General features: G+C 38.9%; 23 protein-coding genes. 3 read left to right on the top strand and 20 right to left on the bottom strand.

The genetic code is table 11. From position 1 onward, the window contains the following. Nucleotides 1–7 precede the first annotated feature (7 nt). The 8 genes from dnaJ to gpr all read right to left on the bottom strand — a co-directional run bounded on the left by dnaJ (nt 8) and on the right by gpr (nt 10,125). The gene (gene dnaJ / locus ABVF21_RS11680) at nt 8–1,117 is read right to left on the bottom strand and encodes a molecular chaperone DnaJ (protein ID WP_303530546.1); all 1,110 of its coding nucleotides are present in this window, start codon (nt 1,115–1,117) and stop codon (nt 8–10) included. 341 nt (nt 1,118–1,458) lie between these two features. Continuing rightward, on the bottom strand, nt 1,459–3,291 hold the full coding sequence (dnaK, locus tag ABVF21_RS11675) for a molecular chaperone DnaK (RefSeq protein WP_194219500.1): 1,833 nt from the start codon (nt 3,289–3,291) through the stop codon (nt 1,459–1,461). A gap of 31 nt (nt 3,292–3,322) precedes the next feature. Continuing rightward, nucleotides 3,323–3,895, bottom strand: coding sequence for a nucleotide exchange factor GrpE (gene grpE, locus ABVF21_RS11670; RefSeq protein ID WP_194219499.1), 573 nt, complete (start codon nt 3,893–3,895; stop codon nt 3,323–3,325). Between the two features lie 92 nt (nt 3,896–3,987). Further along, nucleotides 3,988–5,028 carry a heat-inducible transcriptional repressor HrcA gene (gene hrcA, locus ABVF21_RS11665; protein WP_226614406.1) on the bottom strand — a complete coding sequence of 347 codons (1,041 nt, stop codon included), beginning with the start codon at nt 5,026–5,028 and terminating at the stop codon, nt 3,988–3,990. Between the two features lie 220 nt (nt 5,029–5,248). Then, nucleotides 5,249–6,391, bottom strand: a complete 1,143-nt coding sequence (hemW, locus tag ABVF21_RS11660) for a radical SAM family heme chaperone HemW (protein WP_303530545.1) — start codon at nt 6,389–6,391, stop codon at nt 5,249–5,251. A gap of 103 nt (nt 6,392–6,494) precedes the next feature. Further along, complete coding sequence (lepA, locus tag ABVF21_RS11655) at nt 6,495–8,327, bottom strand: translation elongation factor 4 (protein WP_194219497.1); 1,833 nt, start codon at nt 8,325–8,327, stop codon at nt 6,495–6,497. Nucleotides 8,328–8,588: 261 nt separating this feature from the next. After that, nucleotides 8,589–8,939 carry a DUF3679 domain-containing protein gene (locus ABVF21_RS11650; RefSeq protein WP_371018232.1) on the bottom strand — a complete coding sequence of 117 codons (351 nt, stop codon included), beginning with the start codon at nt 8,937–8,939 and terminating at the stop codon, nt 8,589–8,591. A 67-nt stretch (nt 8,940–9,006) separates the two neighbouring features. After that, nucleotides 9,007–10,125, bottom strand: a complete 1,119-nt coding sequence (gene gpr / locus ABVF21_RS11645; RefSeq protein ID WP_371018231.1) for a GPR endopeptidase — start codon at nt 10,123–10,125, stop codon at nt 9,007–9,009. Between the two features lie 156 nt (nt 10,126–10,281). On the opposite strand from gpr, the gene rpsT reads away from it, so the two are divergent. Continuing rightward, entirely contained in the window at nt 10,282–10,548 is a 267-nt protein-coding gene (rpsT, locus tag ABVF21_RS11640) for a 30S ribosomal protein S20 (RefSeq protein ID WP_194219495.1), read from the top strand. Nucleotides 10,549–10,594: 46 nt separating this feature from the next. On the opposite strand, the gene holA is transcribed toward rpsT, so the two are convergent. Further along, nucleotides 10,595–11,617 (bottom strand): DNA polymerase III subunit delta, encoded by a 1,023-nt coding sequence (holA, locus tag ABVF21_RS11635; RefSeq protein ID WP_303530542.1) that lies wholly within the window; start codon nt 11,615–11,617, stop codon nt 10,595–10,597. Between the two features lie 403 nt (nt 11,618–12,020). On the opposite strand from holA, the gene ABVF21_RS11630 reads away from it, so the two are divergent. Continuing rightward, nucleotides 12,021–12,152 (top strand): YqzM family protein, encoded by a 132-nt coding sequence (locus ABVF21_RS11630; protein ID WP_194219493.1) that lies wholly within the window; start codon nt 12,021–12,023, stop codon nt 12,150–12,152. Nucleotides 12,153–12,177: 25 nt separating this feature from the next. Here the strand turns inward: ABVF21_RS11630 and ABVF21_RS11625 are convergent, their stop codons facing one another. From ABVF21_RS11625 to ABVF21_RS11615, 3 genes are all read right to left on the bottom strand, one after another. Beyond that, on the bottom strand, nt 12,178–14,460 hold the full coding sequence (locus tag ABVF21_RS11625; protein WP_303530541.1) for a DNA internalization-related competence protein ComEC/Rec2: 2,283 nt from the start codon (nt 14,458–14,460) through the stop codon (nt 12,178–12,180). Further along, a complete protein-coding gene (locus ABVF21_RS11620) occupies nt 14,460–15,023 on the bottom strand; it encodes a ComE operon protein 2 (RefSeq protein WP_303530540.1) in 564 nt (187 codons plus the stop codon). Before ABVF21_RS11620 ends, ABVF21_RS11625 begins: the two co-directional genes overlap by 1 nt. 67 nt (nt 15,024–15,090) lie before the next feature. After that, the gene (locus ABVF21_RS11615) at nt 15,091–15,732 is read right to left on the bottom strand and encodes a helix-hairpin-helix domain-containing protein (RefSeq protein ID WP_303530539.1); all 642 of its coding nucleotides are present in this window, start codon (nt 15,730–15,732) and stop codon (nt 15,091–15,093) included. A gap of 101 nt (nt 15,733–15,833) precedes the next feature. Here ABVF21_RS11615 and comER point away from each other — a divergent pair, with 101 nt between their 5' ends. Beyond that, nucleotides 15,834–16,670, top strand: a complete 837-nt coding sequence (gene comER / locus ABVF21_RS11610) for a late competence protein ComER (protein WP_194219489.1) — start codon at nt 15,834–15,836, stop codon at nt 16,668–16,670. Between the two features lie 91 nt (nt 16,671–16,761). Here comER and ABVF21_RS11605 read toward each other — a convergent pair whose 3' ends face one another. From ABVF21_RS11605 to ABVF21_RS11570, 8 genes are read right to left on the bottom strand one after another with little or no spacing between them, the layout of a single operon-like run. Next, complete coding sequence (locus tag ABVF21_RS11605) at nt 16,762–17,490, bottom strand: class I SAM-dependent DNA methyltransferase (protein WP_371018230.1); 729 nt, start codon at nt 17,488–17,490, stop codon at nt 16,762–16,764. Between the two features lies 1 nt (nt 17,491). Next, on the bottom strand, nt 17,492–17,845 hold the full coding sequence (rsfS, locus tag ABVF21_RS11600) for a ribosome silencing factor (protein ID WP_194219487.1): 354 nt from the start codon (nt 17,843–17,845) through the stop codon (nt 17,492–17,494). A 20-nt stretch (nt 17,846–17,865) separates the two neighbouring features. After that, nucleotides 17,866–18,432 (bottom strand): bis(5'-nucleosyl)-tetraphosphatase (symmetrical) YqeK, encoded by a 567-nt coding sequence (gene yqeK, locus ABVF21_RS11595; RefSeq protein WP_303530538.1) that lies wholly within the window; start codon nt 18,430–18,432, stop codon nt 17,866–17,868. Next, nucleotides 18,419–19,009 carry a nicotinate-nucleotide adenylyltransferase gene (locus ABVF21_RS11590; protein ID WP_371018229.1) on the bottom strand — a complete coding sequence of 197 codons (591 nt, stop codon included), beginning with the start codon at nt 19,007–19,009 and terminating at the stop codon, nt 18,419–18,421. The genes yqeK and ABVF21_RS11590 overlap by 14 nt, the downstream gene beginning before the upstream one ends. Then, nucleotides 19,009–19,299: a ribosome assembly RNA-binding protein YhbY gene (gene yhbY / locus ABVF21_RS11585; protein ID WP_303530534.1), complete on the bottom strand. Its 291-nt coding sequence runs from the start codon at nt 19,297–19,299 to the stop codon at nt 19,009–19,011. Before yhbY ends, ABVF21_RS11590 begins: the two co-directional genes overlap by 1 nt. Beyond that, entirely contained in the window at nt 19,293–20,138 is an 846-nt protein-coding gene (gene aroE, locus ABVF21_RS11580) for a shikimate dehydrogenase (RefSeq protein ID WP_303530533.1), read from the bottom strand. Before aroE ends, yhbY begins: the two co-directional genes overlap by 7 nt. 10 nt (nt 20,139–20,148) lie before the next feature. Then, the gene (yqeH, locus tag ABVF21_RS11575) at nt 20,149–21,258 is read right to left on the bottom strand and encodes a ribosome biogenesis GTPase YqeH (RefSeq protein ID WP_303530530.1); all 1,110 of its coding nucleotides are present in this window, start codon (nt 21,256–21,258) and stop codon (nt 20,149–20,151) included. Nucleotides 21,259–21,260: 2 nt separating this feature from the next. Beyond that, nucleotides 21,261–21,776: a YqeG family HAD IIIA-type phosphatase gene (locus ABVF21_RS11570; RefSeq protein ID WP_303530529.1), complete on the bottom strand. Its 516-nt coding sequence runs from the start codon at nt 21,774–21,776 to the stop codon at nt 21,261–21,263. Between the last annotated feature and the right edge of the window lie 93 nt (nt 21,777–21,869).

The raw sequence follows: 21,869 nt of genomic DNA, 5'->3' as shown, positions 1-21,869 counted from the left end.
ACCTTACTTATTCTCCTTTGAACGCCTTTTTCACTTTAGAGAAAAAATTCTCATGCTGTTCGTCAGGTACCTGTCCTGAAATTTCACTAAACTCCCGTAGAAGCTCTTTTTGTCGATCAGTTAAGTGCTTAGGAGTAATCACTTGAATTTTAACATGTTGATCTCCCTGGCCATAACCACGTACGTTCTGAATACCTTTCCCTTTCAAACGGAAATTAGTTCCACTTTGTGTACCAGCTGGCACTTTAAGCTTCACTTTACCATGAAGGGTCGGCACTTCAATTTCATCTCCAAGACCTGCTTGTGAGAAGGTGATCGGCATCTGACATAACACATCATCGCCACTACGTTCGTAAAAGTCATGTGATCTCACATAAACAACTACAAATAAGTCTCCTGGAGGTCCACCGTTAACGCCAGCTTCCCCTTTTCCAGTTATGCGGATTTGTTGACCTTCATCGATTCCTGCAGGGAGTTTAACGTGAATTTTCTTTTTCACTTCAACTTTCCCTTTACCGCGACACGTCTTACACTTATCTTTAATAAGTTTGCCTGTACCTTCACAGTGATGACATACGCGACGATTAACTACTCGGCCAAACGGAGTATTTTGCTCCACATTCAACTGACCAGCGCCACCACAGTGTGAACAAGTTTCAGGTGAAGTTCCTGGTTTTGCCCCAGAACCATCACATGTTGAACATTCTTCTTCTTTCGGAATAAAGATATCCGTCTCTTTACCAAATGCCGCTTCTTCAAAAGTTAGTTCCATTGAATACTGAAGGTCAGCACCCTGTCTCGGAGCATTTGGATTACGGCGACCTCCGCCACCAAAGAACATATCAAAAATGTCGCCAAAGCCACCGAAGTCAGCTCCTCCGCCACCAAATCCTTGATTTGGATCTGTGTGCCCAAACTGATCGTACTGAGCTTTTTTCTGAGAGTCACTTAATACTTCATAAGCTTCCGTCACTTCTTTAAACTTCTCATCTGCACCCGGCTCCTGGTTGATGTCTGGGTGATATTGCTTAGCAAGCTTTCGATAAGCTTTTTTCAGCTCGGCATCAGAAGCATCCTTACTAACGCCCAGCACTTCATAATAATCTCGTTTACTCATCGTATCCACTCCCGATTCTCTTCACATAACGTTTATCATATCATTGAGTTTATACGCTCTGCAATACTCTATGGTAAGCACCAGTGAACGCTAATAGTAAATTGGGTAAAGTTGGATAATAACCTCAAAAGTTAATTGGTGAATATTACCTCAACTATCACTCTCACCCGATTTTTAGAATTTTTCAAGTATAGAGAAAACGTGACCTGTGATTAGTTATTGTTCAACTGCAACCAACATTCTTAGCATACGTATTATATAGAATTGAATGGATTGCATTTTAAACGAAAAAAGTCAAAGTCAAGATACGCCTGACTTTGACTTTTTTTCGTATCATCTTCTTACTTTTTGTCGTCGTCTACCTCTTCATACTCAGCATCAACGACGTTATCATCAGCTTGTTCAGCTCCGCCTTCTTCGCCAGCTTGAGCCTGTTGAGCTTGTGCAGCCTGCTCATAGACTTTCATTGATAAGGCTTGAACGATTTCTTGAAGCTCATCTTTCGCAGTGCGAATTGCTTCAATGTCATCATTTTCAAGAGCTGCTTTCACTTTATCTTTTGCTTCATTAGCTTTTGTCACTTCTTCTTCCTCTACTTGACCTTCAAGGTCTTTTAGAGTTTTATCAGTAGTGAATACGAGCTGATCAGCTTCGTTACGTGTTTCAACTTCTTCACGACGCTGCTTATCTTCTTCAGCGTTAGCTTCAGCGTCTTTCACCATGTTTTCAATTTCGTCATCTGAAAGACCACTTGAAGATTTGATTGTAATAGACTGTTCTTTATTCGTACCAAGATCCTTCGCACGAACGTTCACGATACCGTTTTTGTCGATATCAAATGAAACTTCGATTTGCGGAGTTCCTCGTGGAGCTGGAGGAATGTCAGTTAACTGGAAGCGACCAAGAGTCTTGTTATACTGAGCCATTTCACGCTCACCTTGCAGTACATGAATGTCAACTGATGGCTGGTTATCAGCAGCAGTTGAGAATGTCTGTGACTTACTAGTTGGAATGGTTGTATTACGTTCAATAAGCTTCGTAAATACGCCACCCATTGTTTCAATACCAAGAGAAAGTGGAGTTACGTCAAGAAGAACAACGTCCTTCACATCACCAGCAATTACACCAGCTTGAATTGCAGCACCAAGAGCAACAACTTCATCAGGGTTAACGCCTTTATGTGGATCCTGTCCAGTTTCTTTTTTAATAGCATCTTGTACTGCAGGAATACGAGTAGAACCACCAACAAGAATAACTTTATCAAGTTCAGATGGTGACATTCCAGCATCTTTAAGAGCCTGGCGAGTAGGTGCCATTGTACGTTCTACAAGATTTGCAGAAAGCTCTTCGAACTTAGCACGAGTCAGGTTAAGCTCAAGGTGTTTAGGTCCTGAAGCATCTGCTGTGATAAATGGAAGAGAAATTTGCGTTTGTGCTACGCCTGAAAGATCTTTCTTCGCTTTTTCAGCAGCGTCTTTCAAACGTTGTAGTGCCATTTTATCCTGACCTAGGTCAACACCAGTATCTTTCTTAAATTCAGCTACTAGATGATCGATAATAACTTGGTCAAAGTCGTCACCACCAAGACGGTTATCACCAGCAGTAGACTTAACTTCAAATACGCCTCCGCCAAGTTCAAGGATCGATACGTCAAAAGTACCGCCACCAAGGTCAAATACTAGGATTGTTTGATCTTCATCTTCTTTATCAAGACCGTAAGCAAGCGCTGCAGCAGTTGGTTCGTTTACAATACGCTCTACTTCAAGTCCAGCGATTTTACCAGCGTCTTTTGTTGCTTGACGCTCAGCATCGTTAAAGTAAGCAGGCACTGTAATAACCGCTTTTTCAACGCCTTCACCAAGATAATCTTCAGCGTAAGATTTTAGCTTCTGAAGAATGATCGCAGAAATTTCTTGAGGAGAAAATGATTTACCCTCAACGTCTTCTTTATGATCAGTACCCATATGACGCTTAATGGATTGAATTGTGTTTGGGTTTGTGATTGCTTGACGCTTCGCAACTTCACCTACTAGACGTTCTTCATCTTTAAATGCAACGACAGATGGAGTTGTACGGCTACCTTCCGGGTTCGGGATAACGGTAGCTTCTCCGCCTTCCATTACTGCAATACAAGAGTTTGTTGTACCTAAGTCAATACCGATAATTTTACTCATTACATTCTACCTCCTATTTCTTAATATGTAGTTAAGAGCTTACCTTTACCATTGCTGGTCGAAGGACGCGATCGTTTAGTTGATAGCCTTTTTGTAAGACCTCTACAACCACATCTGAATCATGTTCATCTGATTCAACCTGCATGACAGCCTGATGGAGATGCGGGTTGAATGCTTCTCCTACAGAACCAATTTCTTCGACACCTTCATTAGCAAGTGCCTCTTTCAACTGACGATACACCATTTCCATTCCGGTAAGCAATGACGTTACTTGCTCACTATCGCTTTGAACAGCTAGTGCACGTTCGAAATTATCCATAGCTGGGAGTAACCCTTCAGCTAATTTTTGAGAACGGTATTTTGCATCTGCATTTCGTTCTTCACGCGTTCTGCGGCGGAAGTTATCGTATTCTGCCTGAGTGCGCATATATTTATTCTCAAGCTCTTCAACCTGCTGTTGCAAGTTCTCAAGCTCTTCATTTTCATTGGTTTCAGATACTTCAATCACTTCAGGTTCATCATTCTCTTCAGCATTTTGCTCAAGATTCTCTTCCTCTTCAGTTAGAAGTTCTTCTTCCTCTTGATGACTGTTTTGCTTTTCCACGAATTTCACCTCCCTAACGAAATATAACAAATCTTTCTCCCATAGAAAAGGATGGAAGAAATGTTTCTCCCACCTTCTTCACTATTACCAATTTACCAGTGTTTGAAACTTTGATATCGATCGGTCAAGGTTCGAGTAAGATCATTTGCTAGAAAACCAAGAATACTCATTGAACGATGATATTCCATTCTAGTCGGCCCAAGCAAAGCGATAGAGCCCATTCGCTTGCCTTCTATGAAATAGTCGGCGGTTACGATGCTACAATGCTGCATCGCCTCAAGATCATTTTCCTGACCAATTTTAACTTCAATTCCATTTTTCTCAGGTCGAAGTATGTTATACATAACGTCTTCTTGTTCAAATGTATTAAGTAACAACCTGACTTTATCAATATCTTTGAATTCAGGCTGGGTCAGAATATTAGTCTTGCCTCCGTAATACACTTTTTCAGCATTGGTATAGAGAAAAAGATTTTCAAGCATTGTATTAACCTGATTATAATTCTCAATATGTTTCTTTAAGACAGTTGCCATTTCTTTCATCATAGTCGACTTCAAGGAGATTAGTGGAACGTCCTTCAAGCGTTCATTCATGATGTTCACAACTTTTTCAATATCAGACATACTGACCGAAGGCGGGATTTGCATCGTTCGGTTCTCGACATGTCCACTGTCAGCCACCAAAATCACAACGGCCGTATCCTTTGACAAGGGAATGATCTGAATTTGTCGAAGTTTCGTTTCAAATACTTCAGGTCCAAGAATAATGGACGTATATTGAGTTAGCTCTGATAGTATTCCAGCAGATTGTTGAATCACTTTCTCTACTTCCACCATTCTCTCCGCAAAAAGAGAATGAATGTTATTCACATCTTTTTTCGAAAGCACAGGTGGAGACAGAAGATGATCAACATAAAAACGATATCCCTTTTCAGAAGGTACTCTTCCAGAAGAACTATGTGTCTTCTCGATATAGCCCATCTCTTCAAGGTCCGCAAGTTCATTACGAATGGTTGCAGAACTGAAAGTCACATCTTCACGCTTAGAAATCGTGCGTGATCCAACAGGCTCAGCCGTTTGAATGTAGTCATTAATCAATAACTGCAAAATGAATAGTTGACGTTCTGTTAACATCTCCTCATCACCTCTGTTAGCACTCTAATGTGCTGAGTGCTAAATCTATTAATAAGGTAACAGAAACTTATTTTAGTTGTCAATCATTACGTTAATCATTATTGTGACTAAACATTTCCAACAATAGAAAGGCTTTTAATTATCGCTTTATCGGGGTACTCTGAAGACCACCATCACTACCTTAGTTAACAACCCAAGGGCCTAATTGACAACGATGTCACTAGATAGCAAGAAATTCTTGAAATACTTCATTGCCTAAAAAGAAGCCTTGCTCTGTCAATGCAATATGTGATCCAGTATCTTTCAAGAGGTCGCTTCGGACTAATTTTTCAATTTGCTCACTAAAAACTTCCTCAATCGACTGATTAAATTTATACTTAAACGTCTCTTTTGAAACGCCCTCTCTCATTCGAAGGCCCATAAACATTTCTTCTTCCATTCGTTCGTTTTTCGTTAGAACATTGTCATCCATATACGGAAAATTGTTCTCATCTATTTTAGTCATATATTGCTTAAGCGGACCAGCATTTGCTCGTCGTACCCCATCAATATAGCTGTGAGCACCCGCACCTATTCCATAATACTCATTATTCTTCCAGTACGTTATGTTGTGTCGGCTCTCGTATCCAGGCTTTGCGAAGTTACTAATCTCATATTGCATAAGACCAGCTTCCTCAAGGCGTTTCATTAGAAGCTCATACATATCAGCTTCAGCTTCTTCTGTTGGAAGAGGCAATTCTCCTTTACGCCATTTGTTATAGAACACTGTTTTCTTCTCTACCTGCAAGGAATAAGAAGAAATATGAGTAATCCCTAATTCAATTGCTTTTGTAATTGACTCTGAGAATTGTTCAATAGTTTGTTCTGGTAATCCGAACATCAGATCCAGTGAGAGGTTAACAAAACCCTCACTCTGTGCCATCTGAACAATTTCTCCGATTTCTTCAACGGAATGACCTCTGCCAAGCTTGTTTAGAAGCGTATCTTGGAATGCCTGAGCTCCGATACTTAATCGATTCACACCGTACTTCTTCATAATTCGAAGTTTCTCAGATGTGACACTCCCAGGATTTGCCTCCATTGAAAACTCGAGGTGCTCGGATACATACGGACCAAAGCGTTCTTGAACGTCTTTTAAAAATCGCTCAAGCTGCGCTTCATTTAATGCTGTAGGTGTTCCTCCACCTACAAATATTGTGTCTATTCGATTGGTCGGGAATCGTTCCAATGTATTTTTCATTTCAGTATCCATATGAGCTAAATAGTCATCCACAGGCTGACCTTGCATAAAAACTTTATTAAAATCACAATAGTGGCATATATAGTCACAGAACGGAATGTGTAAATAAACAGCGTTAACCATTTCAATCACTGCTTTCTGGCATAATGTAAAGACCGCAGAAACGCTCTGCGGTCTTCTAACCTACATAGTATAAAAATCAACTCAGCACTTCAACTAAAGTACCTTAATTATTCTTCGTGTTATCCTGACGGAGGACAGCCATAAATGCTTCTTGAGGCACTTCTACTTTACCTACCGTTTTCATTCGTTTCTTACCTTCTTTTTGTTTTTCAAGTAGCTTACGCTTACGAGAAATATCTCCACCGTAACATTTTGCTAGTACGTTTTTACGCATAGCTTTGATTGTAGAACGGGCAACAATTTTCTGTCCAATAGAAGCCTGAATCGGGACTTCAAATTGCTGTCTTGGGATAAGGTCTTTCAACGTCTCAGTAATGTCTTTACCACGATCATAGGCAAAGTCTCTGTGAACGATAATGGATAGTGCATCAATTGTCTCCCCATTAAGAAGAATGTCCATTTTAACAAGGTTTGAAGCTCTATACCCAATTAATTCGTAGTCGAAGGACGCATAGCCTTTCGTACTTGACTTCAATTGATCAAAGAAATCATAAACAATTTCGGAAAGGGGAATATGATAAACAATATTCACACGACTTTCATCCATATATTGCATATCGATAAAGTCACCGCGTTTACCTTGACATAACTCCATAATAGCACCGACATAATCATTAGGTGACATAATTGTCGCCTTTACATATGGTTCTTGCACTTCCGCAATAGATTGCGCATCAGGCATCATTGCAGGGTTATCGATAATCACTTCTTCTCCGTCTGTAAGTTTAACTTGATAAATAACACTCGGAGCCGTCGTAATCAAATCAATGTTAAATTCTCGTTCAATCCGCTCCTGCACGATTTCCATATGAAGAAGCCCAAGAAAACCACAGCGGAAACCAAAGCCGAGGGCTTGAGATGTTTCTGCTTCGTATTGAAGCGAAGAATCGTTTAACTCAAGACGTTCAAGAGCCTCGCGGAGATCATTGTATTGCGCTGAGTCTACTGGATAAAGACCACAGTATACCATTGGATTCATTCTCCGATAACCAGGTAGAGGAGTTGCAGCAGGATTTTTCACAGCTGTAATTGTATCCCCTACACGAGAATCTCCCACATTCTTAATCGCTGCAGTAAGGAAACCAACATCGCCGACAGAAAGTTCTTTCTTAGATACCGGCTTAGGATTAAACACGCCAAGCTCATTTACTTCAAATTCTTTACCTGTCGCCATCATACGGATCTTATCGCCGACCTTAACAGATCCCTCTGTTATACGAATATAAGCAACTACTCCCCTATATGGATCATAAAGAGAATCAAAGATAAGCGCTTGAAGCGGCCCTTCAGGATCTCCTTGTGGAGCGGGTACTTTCTCCACAATTTGTTCTAGAATGTCTTCTATACCAATTCCAGACTTAGCTGAAGCAAGTACTGCGTCAGAAGCATCCAAACCAATTACATCTTCTACTTCTTGCCTCACTCGTTCAGGCTCAGCACTCGGTAAATCGATCTTATTAATAACTGGAAGGATTTCTAAATCATTGTCAAGAGCAAGGTAAACGTTCGCTAGCGTTTGAGCTTCAATTCCCTGTGCTGCATCAACAATTAATAATGCTCCTTCACAAGCTGCCAGGCTCCTAGATACTTCATAAGAGAAGTCGACATGTCCTGGTGTATCGATTAAATGAAAAATGTACTCTTCTCCATCTTTCGCTGTATAAGTAAGCTGAACAGAATTCAGTTTAATCGTAATTCCTCTTTCACGTTCGAGATCCATCGCATCGAGCGTTTGAGCTTTCATTTCACGGTCAGTTAACGCACCTGTCCGTTCTAAAATGCGGTCTGCAAGAGTCGATTTTCCATGGTCGATATGAGCAATAATGGAAAAATTTCGAATCCTGGACTGTCTTTTCAATTTTTCTTCAAGGTTCATCTACAATCACTCCTAAGGCGAAACTACGCTAGTATAGATTATAGCAATACCGCTGTCCAGATTCAATCCGGAATCCACCCATTTACATAGACTATGAATTTCTCTTAGAAATTCCTCTCTTTTTTTACAAGAAAGAATAACACTCTGTGACGTTTCAAGACTCAAATAATATATTAAATAGCTTAGCTTTATTAGCTTATACTTTCGGTTCTCGATTTTTAACATAGCCAATAATTTAAAAAAAGGCCGCAAATGCGACCTTTATGATTTAAAAAAAGAAAGAAGTGTCGTAATTAATGTGAATACAAACGCTAAAAGGGTTTTAATTAATGCTGATAACCAGTTACTAAGCTTTGAACCGAGGTCTCCTAGCACATTAAATTCATTTGCACCTTCTAACGTTTCTTGTTTATTTTGGAGATCGCTTTGTGTAATGGATGTTCCTAAAATTTCAGCTTCAACACCATTAGATGCAGTCTTGATTTGAAAAGCTCCAGTACTTTCATAATCCTGCATATGATTCATATTTCTAGAAGCTTGTTCCATTCCAAGAAGCACTCCAAACAAAAGCAATGAAACAAGAAGAAAACATTTAAGAAAAAAAGATGCCATCACTTCGGCCCCTTCCTGAAATAGCTCGTCCTTCAGTAATACCTATGCAAAAAAAGCCAAAATATACTCAATGGGTATACATTCCACTGTTTTGTTGGTTTACTTCACCATGAAGGCAGCTATTAAGCCCTCCAGATATGACATTCGCCATATCTTCTATAAAAACATCTACTTCTTTAGGTGTAACCATTAAGTTATGTCCCATAGGAGCAAGAACCTCTCGGATTAAATTACGTTTTTCTTCATCTTCTAGCGTACCAATCATACCAAGAAATGTTTGTCTTTTCTCTGCATCAGGGAGATCATCCTCTGTATATGTTTTTCTTTCTCCGAAAGTCATTCCCGCAGGAGCTAATGATTTCGATGGCTTTCCTTTTTCCTTCAACTCTCTTCCAAAATGTTTCAATATAAAATCAATCGTATCACTCGTTATAGAGACAGCGTCAACAACTGTTGGTATGCCAATCGCTATTACTGGTATGCCGAGTGTATCAAAACTTAGCTCTTTACGCTTATTTCCTACACCTGAACCTGGATGAATTCCTGTATCAGAAATTTGTATCGTTGTATTTACACGCTCGATTGATCTTGAAGCAAGCGCATCTATTGCAATCACGAAATCCGGCTTAGCTTTTTCAATAACCCCATGGATAATATCGCTCGTTTCAATCCCGGTTACCCCCATGACACCTGGAGTAATTGCGCTTACAGGGCGAAACCCTTCTGAAACACTTTCTGGTTGAAGCTCAAATAAGTGGTTAGTAATAAGCAAATTTGAAACAACCAATGGGCCAAGTGAATCTGGAGTAACATTCCAATTGCCGAGCCCAACAATAAGACAACTCGCTTCTTTTGCAATATTCTGTTGTTTAAGGAAAGCCGCAAATTCATGAGCAAAGACATCCTGAACGGTTTGTTGAAGAGCAGAGTCTTTTCGACGAATTCCCTGTACTTCGAAGGTAAGATAATGGCCTGCTTTTTTACCTATCTCTTTCTCACCCTCTTCTGTCACTTCAACGGTTGTAATATTTACTCCCTTTTCATTTCTTTCTTTCACAATAACGCCTTTAAGCCCATCAGGCTTATCTTCTTTCATGCTTTTTGCTTTTTTCTCTTTCACCATTTCTTGCGCTTCAACCGCAAGATCTGTTCTCACCTGATATTTTTCTAGATCAACGAATCCCATCAGATCACCTCTCATTCTATCTGTTACATGTTAGCGTAACCCTGAAATAAGGTTTTCATTCTCTATTGCAATTCATTGTGCTATTTGATAGAATGTTTCTTGTTCTATGCACGGATATGACATGGAATTGTTAAGCCTTGCAAGGAGGTGAAAGGTATGCCAAATATTAAATCTGCGGTTAAACGCGTTAGAACTCAATCTGATCGTCGCGCTAATAACCTCGCTTTCAAATCTGAAATGCGTTCTGCAATCAAGACTTTTGAAGCGAAAGTTGAAGCAAAAGACGTTGAAGCTGCGAAAACAGCTCTTAACCAAGCTTCTAAGCGCATCGACAAAGCTGCTGATAAAGGAATCATTCATAGAAACACAGTAGCACGTAAAAAATCTCGTCTAACTAAAATGTACAACGAGATTTCAGCGTAATTCCTTAAAAACGTTAAAAGCTGTTGGGGCAACCCAACAGCTTTTTTTATGTGTTTTTAATTTTAGTAACTAACAATTCAAGAATAAGTTTTTTATCCATTCTACCTGTTTTCATTTCGTAATCCGATTCTGCGATTTGGTCTAGAATAAAACGCAACTTTTCTTCATGAAAACTTCGACTTTGCTGCTGTGCAATCTTAACCGCATAAGGATGCAGTTTAAGTGTTGAAGCCATTTGCTTTTGACCATAACCTCGCTTAGAAAGTTCAGTAACCTGGTATATAATCCGAAACTGCCTGCCGATTAAAGAAAGAATTTTGATTGGTTCTTCATTTATTTTTAATAAATCATATAAAATACGAAAGGCTTTATCTAGGTCTTTTCTAACAATACGGTCTATTAGCGCAAAAATATCATTTTCTAATGTTCTTGCAACAAGGAGATCTACAACCTCTGCATTGACAACTCCACCCTCACCAACGTAAAGAGCCATCTTATCAATTTCCTGCTGCAATAACATCAAATGACTACCTGTTAATTGAACAAGCCTCTCTTCGCCTTCCTGGTCAAATGTAACACCATTCTCTTTCGCTCGTTGCTGAAGCCAATCCCCAAGATGACTTTCTTGTAAAGCCTCAGCTTTCACAAAGGCTCCTGCTTTCTTAATTGATTTCACCAATTTTTTTCTCTCATCCAACTTTTCATAAGGTGCTTCAATAATGAGTATCGTAAAAGGAGAAGGGTTTTCAGCATATCGTTGAAGGGAATCAAGATCATGCTCAACTTTGCTTTTGTCCCTAGCAGCTGTTAAAAACAATGGATTCTTTACTATTATCACCCGCTTCTCGCCGAGAAACGGCAGCGTTTCAGCATCTTCTACGGCAGCTTGTACAGGGATTTCGTTTAAATCATAATAAGCAAGTCCAAATTCTCTTTCCTCTTCAGGTAGCGCCTGTTCAATGATCATTTTTTGCAGCTCATCAATTAGGAAAGCTTCTGTTCCTGTTAAGAGATATAGTGGATCTAACTTGTTCTGTTTGATTTTCTTTTTTAAGTCTGAAATGGACATTTATGTACACCTCGATTTTATTCGTCCATTCCTATCCTAATAGCAGACAACAAAGTTGGCAAGTAGAAAAGGGAAGCCGGCTGCTACAACCAGCCTCCCATTTATAGTAAACGCTGCTCCGTAAGGCCTAGGACTCTTACCAAGCAACGATGTTCGGTGTGTAGTAGATAGGATATCCTATGCACAGTTAAAGTATGGGTGACAACTCTTTACAGGAAAGGGAGTGATTTTTTCGCATAAATTACGTTCATTAAAAACTTAAACAGTTCATGGATAATAAAGACATGAGGAATAATACATGATACAATATTGTTTGAAATGTACATTTAAAGGAAAATCCCTACATAAAGACTACATAGGTAGTTAACAGTGAATACTATTGGGGAAGCAGGAGGGAAGGCAAATGAACGAGTTCGAAAAAGATGTTCAAGCTAAGGAGAACGACGCTGTTCAATCAGCTGTTGGCTTTGCAGTACCATTTTTATTCTTTTCCATCATTTTCTTCACAGCTGTAATTATTAAAGCGCTAGGCTAAATAGACTGCCCCAGGCAGTCTATTTTCAATTTAACATCACAGACCACCTTCCAATTTTGTTGTTTCTAAAGATGTATCTCACCGTACCATTCTCATCTGTTCTGAGGACTGGAATGTGAAGTTCTTCATACCTTTTCAAAACTTCTTCGTTTGGATGACCATATCGATTATTTACACCTACTGAAATAATTGAAAGCTTAGGTGATAAATGCTCAATAAACTCTTTAGAGCTGGATGTAGAGCTTCCATGATGCCCTACTTTTAGTACATCGATTTCTCTGAGGAAACCACTTGAAAGCAATCGACGTTCTCCCTCTTCTTCCAGATCTCCTGTAAATAGCCAACTATATCCCCCTAATCGTGCATGAAGTGTAATGCTACCGTCGTTCTCTTCTGCATTTTCTAAAGCCTGAAAAATTGTAAATTGAACGTCATTCAGAGACCATGATTGCCCCGCCTCCGCTAAAGAAATAGTGGTTCCTCCTTCTTTCGCAATATGAATCAACTCTTTTTCTAATGCCGTTTGTTCTGTGCTGTGATCGAGTAATAACCTTCTTACAGAGACCCCTTCAAGCAACTCTTTGGCTCCCCCCGCATGATCATAATCCCCATGTGTCAAAATTAACAAATCAACGGCACGAATTCCTTTAGACTTGATATATGGAAGGACTACATCACCCCCTATATCAAATGACGAAGCTCTTTTTTGCCACTCTTCCTCATTGCCATACATCGGCCTTCCTCCTGTATCAATTAAGATGACCTGCCTTTGAAAAGGCAATGTAATCAATATACTATCTCCTTGACCCACGTCAATAAATGACACTTCTCCATATGGATTCAAATAAGGCATAACGTATAATACAATGCAAAATACACTCCATAAAGTTCCGCCTAAGAGAACATTTCCACGCTCCCACAAAAGCAAAATACCAATACTTACGCTTAATGAGACAATTAGCGTTACGGCTGATATTTTCCCGAATACAACAATCGTATCCTTCCCCGCAATAAATACAAAGAAAGTATGGATGTGATCTATAAAAAAAGCGAGAATTTCAGAAATAAATTTAAAAAGAAAATGTAAGTGGAGGAAATGCAATAGAAAGGTAAGCATCAAACCTGGTAATACAATGACTGAAATAATTGGAACATAGATGAGGTTTAATCCAAGACTTAGAATGGAAATTTGATGAAAGTAATAAATAACAACGGGGAATGAAATAATTTGAGGGAGAACAGAAAGAGAAAGAAGCTGAGCGAATGGATGATTTGAACGATTAATGATCGATTTGGAAGAAACAATTAAAGCAAACGCAATGAGAAAAGAAAGCTGAAATCCAATATGGAAGGCGTAATATGGGTTTACAGATAAAATAGCCACACAAGCAAATGAAACGCCATCAAGCGGATTGACATTTAACTTTAACCGCAAGCTAATTACAACTAGCATAGCCATTAATGAAGCTCTCATAACAGAAGGAGCACATCCTGTTAGAGTCATGTAAATCGGATAAAATGCAATAAGTGAAGTATACGCTTTTTCTCTGGTTAATCCTAAACGGATACATAACCAAAAGAACAGCCCTCCCACAACGCCAACGTGTAACCCCGAAACCGCCAGAACATGACTTAATCCTAAAACTTGATAAGCTTCCTCAACTTCATCTGTTAATAGGCTTCGTTCGCCTATTAACAAAGAAGCAGCCAAACCATGGAGATGAGCTGGGTATTCTGAAACAATGGTCGATAAAACATTTTGACGAGATTGCTGAACTAAAGAAAAAAATGATTTTGATAATTTGTGACATTCAGGCTTTGCTTTTAGTTCATAAATCCAATGAATGTTTTGGTAATAAAGATAACGCTCATAATCAAATAAAGAGGGAACTCTGAGGGGCGATGGAGGCTCTAGCGATCCAGAAAGGTAACATGTATAACCAACTTCTAATTGCTCTACTTCATTTTTTTCTTGTATAGAGGAGATATAATAATTGACCTTCAATTTCTCTGTTTCAGTCTTTAGTTCAAATGACATAAAATCGCCATCAATTTCTGGTATTGACGAAATTGTTCCTAAAATAACACTTGGCCCTTCCTTAAAAGATGTTACATTAAAAATATTCACTATAATTGTATAACTAAAGAAAAGAATGCAGGTTAGGCAAGCTAACAGCATTAATAGCTTCCGCTTGCCCTTCCATAACCATAGTAATACTACAAATAATACAAAAAAGGCGCCTGAAAAATTGACACTGATTACGCCAATGAATGCAGCAGCTGCTATGACCCACAAATTCCCTTTCATTACATACCGTATAATTTTGAAGCTTTCTCATATAAGGGTTTTACTTCTGTTGGATCGAGTCCAGCATCAGATATTTTTCTTAACAAATCAGCCGTTAAATCAAGTTTCTCTTGACTATTTGTATCCAAAATCATTTCTTCCAGCTCAACTTGTCTAACACTTACTCCTGCATCCTCAAATAATTCAACCGAATAAGGATGATTTTTATAATTCTCAGCGTAGATGACCGTTTTAATTCCAGCTTGTATAATTGCTTTACAGCAGTTGAGACAGGGAAAATGAGTAACATAAATCTCAGCACCAGTTGTTTGCACACCAAATTTAGCACATTGAATAATTGCATTCATTTCAGCATGAATGGTACGAACACAATGATTATCAATGACGTAACATCCTTCATCAATACAATGCACCCCACCTGAGACAGATCCATTATATCCACCGGCAATCATACGCTTATCCCTCACAATTGTTGCCCCTACAGTTAAACGAGTGCATGTGCTCCTAAGTGCAAGTAAATGGCTTTGCGCCATAAAATATTGATCCCACGAAATGCGTTCCAAGGTTCTCCCCCCAATGTCTTTTATCTTCTATTAGTTTGATCTAAATAAACTGTCTCGTCAATCTATCTCATTGAACCGTAATCAAATCCTTTAATTTCTCAAACGTTTTCTCCCCGATCCCACTGATGTTCATCAAATCTTCTATTGCAGTAAAACCACCATTGTCTTCTCGAAATTGAACAATTGCTTCAGCCTTTGCAGGACCTATCCCCGGCAGTTCTTGAAGCTCATTTAAATCAGCTGAATTAATTGAAACGAGCTGTGATTCAACACTTGGCTTCTCACTAACTGAACTAACTGAACTAGATGTCACTTCCCCAACTATTGGTACATAAATGACCATTTCATCCACTACTTTGCTTGCTAAGTTCAGCTGAACCTGATCGGCATCTTCAAGAAATCCTCCAGCTTTTTTAATGACATCCTTGACGCGCCCATTGCTATTTATTTCATACACGCCTGGCGCTACTACAGCTCCTTTCACGTCTACCAGTACGACACTAACTACATCAACTGGCTTCTCTACAACCGTTTTTTTTGTTTCTTGGAGTTCACCACCTTCACTTTCTAAAAGCGCATGATCAAATGTGAGATTGTCTTGATTTTTTGCAAATACATTAAAATAAAGGAGGAAACTAATGCCAATCGAAACGCCCAGAATAGAAAGAATTACTTTTTCACGAACAGTTAAATTTAGAAAATACTTCATTCTTTTCTCATACCTTTCTAATGTTTCATGGTCTTAAACATATATTGAGACTTTCATACATATGTTGTAGGAGAAATGAGTATGGAAGGAGGGGGAGTAAATTGAAAATCGGTGTAATTGGTACCGGCAATATGGGGACAATTCTTATTTCTTCCTTTATTGATTCGTGCGCCGTAATACCTTCCCATCTCACAATAGTAAATCGATCAATCGAAAAGGCGGCAACATTAAAAAGGCAGTACCCTTCGTTAAACCTTGTGAGAAGCGCAGAAGAAGTAGTGAAAAAATCTGATATGATCTTTGTTTGTGTAAAGCCGCATGAGTATTTCCCACTCTTGAAGAAAATTCGACCTGGACTTAAACCCCAGCATCTTGTTGTTTCCATCACAAGTCCAATTAAGGTGAGTGAACTTCAATCGTTTGTTCCATGTGATGTTGCAAGAGCCATCCCAAGCATTACAAACAGGGCACTAAGCGGCGCTTCACTCGTAACATTCAGCAGTCAGTGTTCTGAAGCAAATAAAGTGAAATTGCTTTACCTCATGTCACAAATTTCAACGCCGATCGAAACAGAAGAGGAAATCACTAGAGTTTCATCTGATATTGTCAGTTGTGGTCCTGCTTTTCTTAGTTACTTGATCCAACAGTTTATCGAAGGAGCAGTAGCTGAAACAGACATATCAAATGAACAGGCTGCCATTTTGGCTACTGAAATGCTGATCGGGATGGGAAAGCTTCTTGAAAAAGATTATTTTTCACTTGAAACATTGCAGAGAAAAGTAACTGTAAAAGGAGGCGTAACTGGAGAAGGGTTGAAAGTTCTCGAAGCGGAAACTGGAGAAATGTTTCGTCATTTAATACAGAGCACTCATAAAAAATTTGATGAAGATCGCGAAGGAATTAAAATTCAATTCAAGGAAGAATCGAGACAAAAATAATAACTACTTAAAAAGTTCATTCGTCAAAACTTAGCCGTTTCCTTTAACCAAAAAAAAAAAAAGAGTGATTTCAATTGAAATCACTCTTTTTTCATTTCACAGCTCTAAAAAACAGGCGCTCAGATGTAGGAATTGGAGCTAGCTCAGTAAAGTCAGCTGTTACTGTAATATTTGAAAAGCCTACCTCTGTTAACCAAGATATATAATCATCCATTTGGAACGTTCTTTGAAAATGAAGCTCATCAAATCGTTCATAGAGACCTTCTTCATTTTCTACAAAGAAGCTTAATTCATGCTCAACAGATCCCTCTTCTTCCCCGGCATAACTATTCCATATATAGGAAATGTCATCTTCACTACTCGCAAAGGTATGGCCAACAAAATGGTTTTCCATTTTGTGAAGAGAGTGAACATCAAATAACAAAACCCCACCTGGTTTTAAATGCTTATAAATGCTCCGAAAAGAATTTTGAACACCATTTTTATCTGTGACATAGTTCAAAGAATCACAAAAAATCGTTACTATGTCGTAAGTTTCACCAGTATCAAGTTCTCTCATATCTTGTTGGAGCAGGTTTAAAGGAAGATTGTATTTTAGTGCTTTATCTTGCGCTACAGAAAGCATATGTTCTGAAAAATCCACTGCAGTAACATCATATCCCGCTGACGCAAGTCTAATTGAACATTCTCCAGTACCAGATCCTAAATCCAAAATACGACCATGGGACATTTCCCCTTTAACAAGAGCAGACCATTTCTCATAAGGAGCTTCTTCCATCAAACGATCGTAAACATAAGAAAAGCGTTCATACGATTGCATATTATGCCAGAATTTCTTCAAGGCTTAAATGCGGTGCATCGCCCCATAATTTCTCAAGATTATAATAGTTGCGCTCATCTTTATGAAAAATATGGACAATAACGTTCCCTAAATCAACAAGAACCCATCTCGCTTGGTCATATCCCTCAAGCCTCTTCACATCCATACCTTGCTCTAATGCCTGGTCTTTAACCTCTTTGGCAATAGCTTGAACTTGCTTCTCTGAATTCCCGTGACAAATCAAGAAGTAATCTGCAATTAAAGAAACTCCATTCATATTAAGGGCTACAATATCTTCAGCTCTTTTATCATCGGCTGCTTTTGCAGCAAGGTTAATCATTTGGTTTTCATTCATATTGTTTCCTCCAATTCTTCTCAGGCGTTCAATGATTTTACAATGCTGTTATATGTTAAGAACGTCGCCGGATAAACGGGTTGATTCTTCTTCATTAGAAACTGCACAGTATTCCTGAGAGACAACGCAATAGCTTGATCGAGATCTTGTTGAACCATTTCTCTGACCTCATCTACACCAGGAAATGAGCGTCCTGGTTCAATGTAATCAGCTATAAACACACACTTTTCCATTAATGTCATTTCAGGACGACCTGAAGTATGATATTTGATGGCATTTAGAATTTCTTTATCCTCAATCCCTATCTCACAACGTACTAAATAAGCTCCAACTGGAGCGTGCCAGAGTTCAGGCGAATACTCCAGCAAATCTTTAGGAAATCCTTGATCAATAATAACCTGGCGCATTTCATCCTTTGGACGAAACTTAGCATAATCATGAAAAATAGCCGCAATTTCTGTCTTTTGACGATCTGCGCCATATTTTTCTGCAAGCTCAATTGCAGTATCCGTTACTCCAACAGTATGAACGTAGCGATGCTCAGTTAAATGAGGCTCAACTAACTTTAACGCTTCAGTTCGATTCATATAATCCCTTCTCTTCAATAAAGGTCCGGACGGCTTCTGGAAGCAAGTACCGTCCACTCTTTCTATGGCGTAAATCGTCTCTTAATTCACTTGAAGAAACATCGATTTGAGGAACGTCTATAACAGAAACATTGTAACGTTCTTTATCTGGATCATACCCAGGTCGATTTACTCCTACAAATGAAATCATCGAAGACAACTCATCAATTCGATGCCAATTGGGGAGATCCTCAATCATATCTCCACCAATGATAAAATAAAAATCGATATTAGGATAATTTTCTTTCAATATTTCAATTGTATCGATTGTATAGGATCGATCATTACGTTCAAATTCGATTAAAGAAAGCTTAAAGTAAGGGTTCCCCTCTATTGCCAACTGTACCATCTTCACACGATGATGATTATCAGTAATATGACTACCATTTTTATGTGGAGGTCGATGACTTGGCATAAACCAAATTTCATCCATTTGGCAAGTTTCGAGCACCCCTTGCGCAATGGTAAGATGACCGAGATGAGGGGGGTCAAATGTTCCACCAAGTAGGCCGACTCTTAATTTTTTCTCAACAGTCATTATGGAAGAATAATTTCTTTATTCTCTTCTGATTCTTTATACAAAACAACCATATTCCCAATAATTTGTACGAGCTCCGCCCCTGTTTCAGTTGATAGTTGTCCCCCAACTGTATTGCGATCTTCGTCACAATTTTGAAGAATGCTTACTTTTATAAGCTCTCTAACCTCTAATGCTTCTTCAATTTGTTTTGTCATATTCTCATTCACGCCACCTTTTCCTACTTGGAAAATAGGGTTAAGACGATTAGCTTTTGCGCGTAAGAAACGCTTTTGTTTTCCTGTTAACATGAATATCCTCCTAGCTCTTTTAAAACCGTATTTCGCATTCGTTTCCGATCAGGCGAGACACCTGTCCACTTTTCAAATGCAAGCGCCCCTTGTTCAACGAACATCGAGATGCCATTATCAGTGACTGCTCCTTTTGATTTTGCAAGCTTCATCCATTTTGTTTCTAGCGGATTATAAATCAAATCACTAACAACCGTACCTGATCTTATATGTTCAAGTGATATTGGCATTCGATCAAGGTGAGGGCTCATACCAATAGACGTTGTATTAATAACGATATCGAACTGTCCCAATGAAGTCTCTGCTTCAGATAGCGATATAGCATTTGCCACGCTGTAATGTTGACATAATTTTGATAGTTCTTCTGCTTTCTCAAGTGTTCGATTGGCAATCGTTAAAGATGCAACCTCGGATTGGGAAACAGAAACAGCAACTGCTCGAGCAGCGCCACCAGCACCAATAACAAGAATTTTCTTTCCACTCAAGTTTTTTTCTTCAATCAAAGTGAGCAGCGAAAATAAATAACCTGATCCATCAGTGTTGGTACCGATATATTTACCATCACGCTTATAAACCGTATTAACTGCACCAATATCGATAGCTTCTTGCTCCACCTCATCTAGTAATGGAATAATGGCGACTTTGTGTGGAATGGTCACATTGAAACCTTGAATATCAAGCATTTTCATCGCATCCACACCATCTTCCAGCTGTTCTGGCGATAGATCAAATGCATGGTAATGATGAGATAAACCAAGCTCTTTAAATTCACCGTTATGCATGATCGGTGACATCGAATGTCCTATAGGATGACCAATCAGTCCATATAACTTCCCCATTATCTGCCTCCTAGATGAGTGATTTTCTAATAGACACGCCTACTCCTTCAGGTGCATATGCTTTCACAGTTGTTCCTTTACCGGATACAGTTACCCATCCTAGACCTGAAAAAACGATATCCATCTTTTCCTCTTTAATGCGGAGTTCATGACCAACTAGAGCAGGCAGCTCTTTCTTTGACTGATCTCCTGGAGGATAAAGAAGTTCTCCTAGATGCTCATCATAAAGATCATCAGCCTTCTCAATTTTTGTACGATGGATATAGAGATCATTTGACACATGACAAATAAAAGACTGCCTTCCGCCCTCCACAAAATCAAGGCGTGCAAGTCCACCGAAAAACAGTGTTTGTCCTTCATTTAACTGAAATACTTTAGGCTTAATTTCTTTCTTGGGACTAATTACTTTTAATTCCTCAGCGTTGACAAAGTGTGCCATCTGATGATGATTAATAATACCTGGAGTGTCATATAATGTCTTTCCATCATCAAGCGGAATATCAATCAAGTCAAGTGTTGTACCTGGAAACTGACTTGTTGTAATCATTTGCTCTTCATCTCCGCCAAACTCTTGTATAAGTTGATTTACAAAAGTTGATTTACCAACATTTGTACAGCCAATTATATAAACATCTTTTCCATCTCTCAAGCGATCAATTTCACCTGCTACATCCATAACGCTATCGCCTTTTTCTGCACTCATTAACATGACATCAGCAGGCTTTAGTCCATTCTCTTTGGCACTTGTTTGCATCCACTTTACTAACTTTGATTTGTTTACTGACTTGGGCAACAAATCTACTTTGTTTCCTACTAATAAAACAGGATTTCCTCCCGCGAATCTCTGAATACCAGGAAGCCAACTTCCATTAAAATCGAAGATATCGACAATCTTGACGATAAGAGCATCCGTATGGCTAATTTCATTTAGTATTTTCAAAAAGTCATCATCTGTTAAAGAAACGTCTTGAATTTCATTATAGTGCTTTAAACGAAAACAACGCTGACATATAATGACGTCTCGATTAAGTGCAGACGGTGGTGCATAGCCAAGTGCGTTTTTGTCTTCTGTTTGAATGTGTACACCGCATCCGGCGCAAATAATTTGTTCGTTGTCCAAACTTATTCCTCCCAATTTATCTTCCCTTTTCGTTTCATCCAGGTAAGGAAAATGCTTTCTATTTTTCGATTGAATTTCGTAAAGAACCCATCTGTGCTTGCAACTGGCACGACAAGAATTGTATGAAGCCCCATGCGATTTCCTCCGACGACATCCGTGAAAATTTGATCTCCAATAACTACAGTATCATCTGCGTTAAGGTTCATATCCTTCAACGCTTTCCGAAAAGCTTTAGTCATTGGTTTTCGAGCTTCATATATAAATGGCACCTCAACTGGTGAAGCAAACTTTTCTACTCTTGTCTTATTATTATTCGAAACAATGGTAACGAGAATGCCCTCATCACTCATTTGCTTAAACCATTTTAGCAACTTAGGTGTGGCGTCAGCTCTATCCCATTCCACAAGGGTGTTATCGAGATCAGTAATAATGCCCTTAATGCCTCGCTCTTTCAATAATTCTGGACTTATTTGAAAGATGTCTTGTACATGTTCATTTGGTAAAAATTTATTTAGCAAATTGCAACACTCCTACTATTAGTGACATCCCTATTGTATCAATATTTTCACCTCGTACAACTATTAACTTACGAATGAACAAAATGAAAACAA

It is taken from the genome of Pseudalkalibacillus sp. JSM 102089, from assembly GCF_041366475.1.
GTDB classification, from domain to species: domain Bacteria; phylum Bacillota; class Bacilli; order Bacillales; family Guptibacillaceae; genus Guptibacillus; species Guptibacillus hwajinpoensis_B.
This window is presented reverse-complemented; position numbering and strand designations above follow the sequence as displayed.

What these genes read in the sequence shown, in the direction of transcription:
- dnaJ (WP_303530546.1), bottom strand. Translation starts at nt 1,117, where the DNA reads ATGAGTAAACGAGATTATTATGAAGTGCTGGGCGTTAGTAAGGATGCT.
- dnaK (WP_194219500.1), bottom strand. Translation starts at nt 3,291, where the DNA reads ATGAGTAAAATTATCGGTATTGACTTAGGTACAACAAACTCTTGTATT.
- hrcA (WP_226614406.1), bottom strand. Translation starts at nt 5,028, where the DNA reads ATGTTAACAGAACGTCAACTATTCATTTTGCAGTTATTGATTAATGAC.
- hemW (WP_303530545.1), bottom strand. Translation starts at nt 6,391, where the DNA reads ATGGTTAACGCTGTTTATTTACACATTCCGTTCTGTGACTATATATGC.
- lepA (WP_194219497.1), bottom strand. Translation starts at nt 8,327, where the DNA reads ATGAACCTTGAAGAAAAATTGAAAAGACAGTCCAGGATTCGAAATTTT.
- ABVF21_RS11650 (WP_371018232.1), bottom strand. Translation starts at nt 8,939, where the DNA reads ATGGCATCTTTTTTTCTTAAATGTTTTCTTCTTGTTTCATTGCTTTTG.
- gpr (WP_371018231.1), bottom strand. Translation starts at nt 10,125, where the DNA reads ATGGGATTCGTTGATCTAGAAAAATATCAGGTGAGAACAGATCTTGCG.
- rpsT (WP_194219495.1), top strand. Translation starts at nt 10,282, where the DNA reads ATGCCAAATATTAAATCTGCGGTTAAACGCGTTAGAACTCAATCTGAT.
- holA (WP_303530542.1), bottom strand. Translation starts at nt 11,617, where the DNA reads ATGTCCATTTCAGACTTAAAAAAGAAAATCAAACAGAACAAGTTAGAT.
- ABVF21_RS11630 (WP_194219493.1), top strand. Translation starts at nt 12,021, where the DNA reads ATGAACGAGTTCGAAAAAGATGTTCAAGCTAAGGAGAACGACGCTGTT.
- ABVF21_RS11625 (WP_303530541.1), bottom strand. Translation starts at nt 14,460, where the DNA reads ATGAAAGGGAATTTGTGGGTCATAGCAGCTGCTGCATTCATTGGCGTA.
- ABVF21_RS11615 (WP_303530539.1), bottom strand. Translation starts at nt 15,732, where the DNA reads ATGAAGTATTTTCTAAATTTAACTGTTCGTGAAAAAGTAATTCTTTCT.
- ABVF21_RS11605 (WP_371018230.1), bottom strand. Translation starts at nt 17,490, where the DNA reads ATGCAATCGTATGAACGCTTTTCTTATGTTTACGATCGTTTGATGGAA.
- rsfS (WP_194219487.1), bottom strand. Translation starts at nt 17,845, where the DNA reads ATGAATGAAAACCAAATGATTAACCTTGCTGCAAAAGCAGCCGATGAT.
- yqeK (WP_303530538.1), bottom strand. Translation starts at nt 18,432, where the DNA reads ATGAATCGAACTGAAGCGTTAAAGTTAGTTGAGCCTCATTTAACTGAG.
- ABVF21_RS11590 (WP_371018229.1), bottom strand. Translation starts at nt 19,009, where the DNA reads ATGACTGTTGAGAAAAAATTAAGAGTCGGCCTACTTGGTGGAACATTT.
- yhbY (WP_303530534.1), bottom strand. Translation starts at nt 19,299, where the DNA reads ATGTTAACAGGAAAACAAAAGCGTTTCTTACGCGCAAAAGCTAATCGT.
- aroE (WP_303530533.1), bottom strand. Translation starts at nt 20,138, where the DNA reads ATGGGGAAGTTATATGGACTGATTGGTCATCCTATAGGACATTCGATG.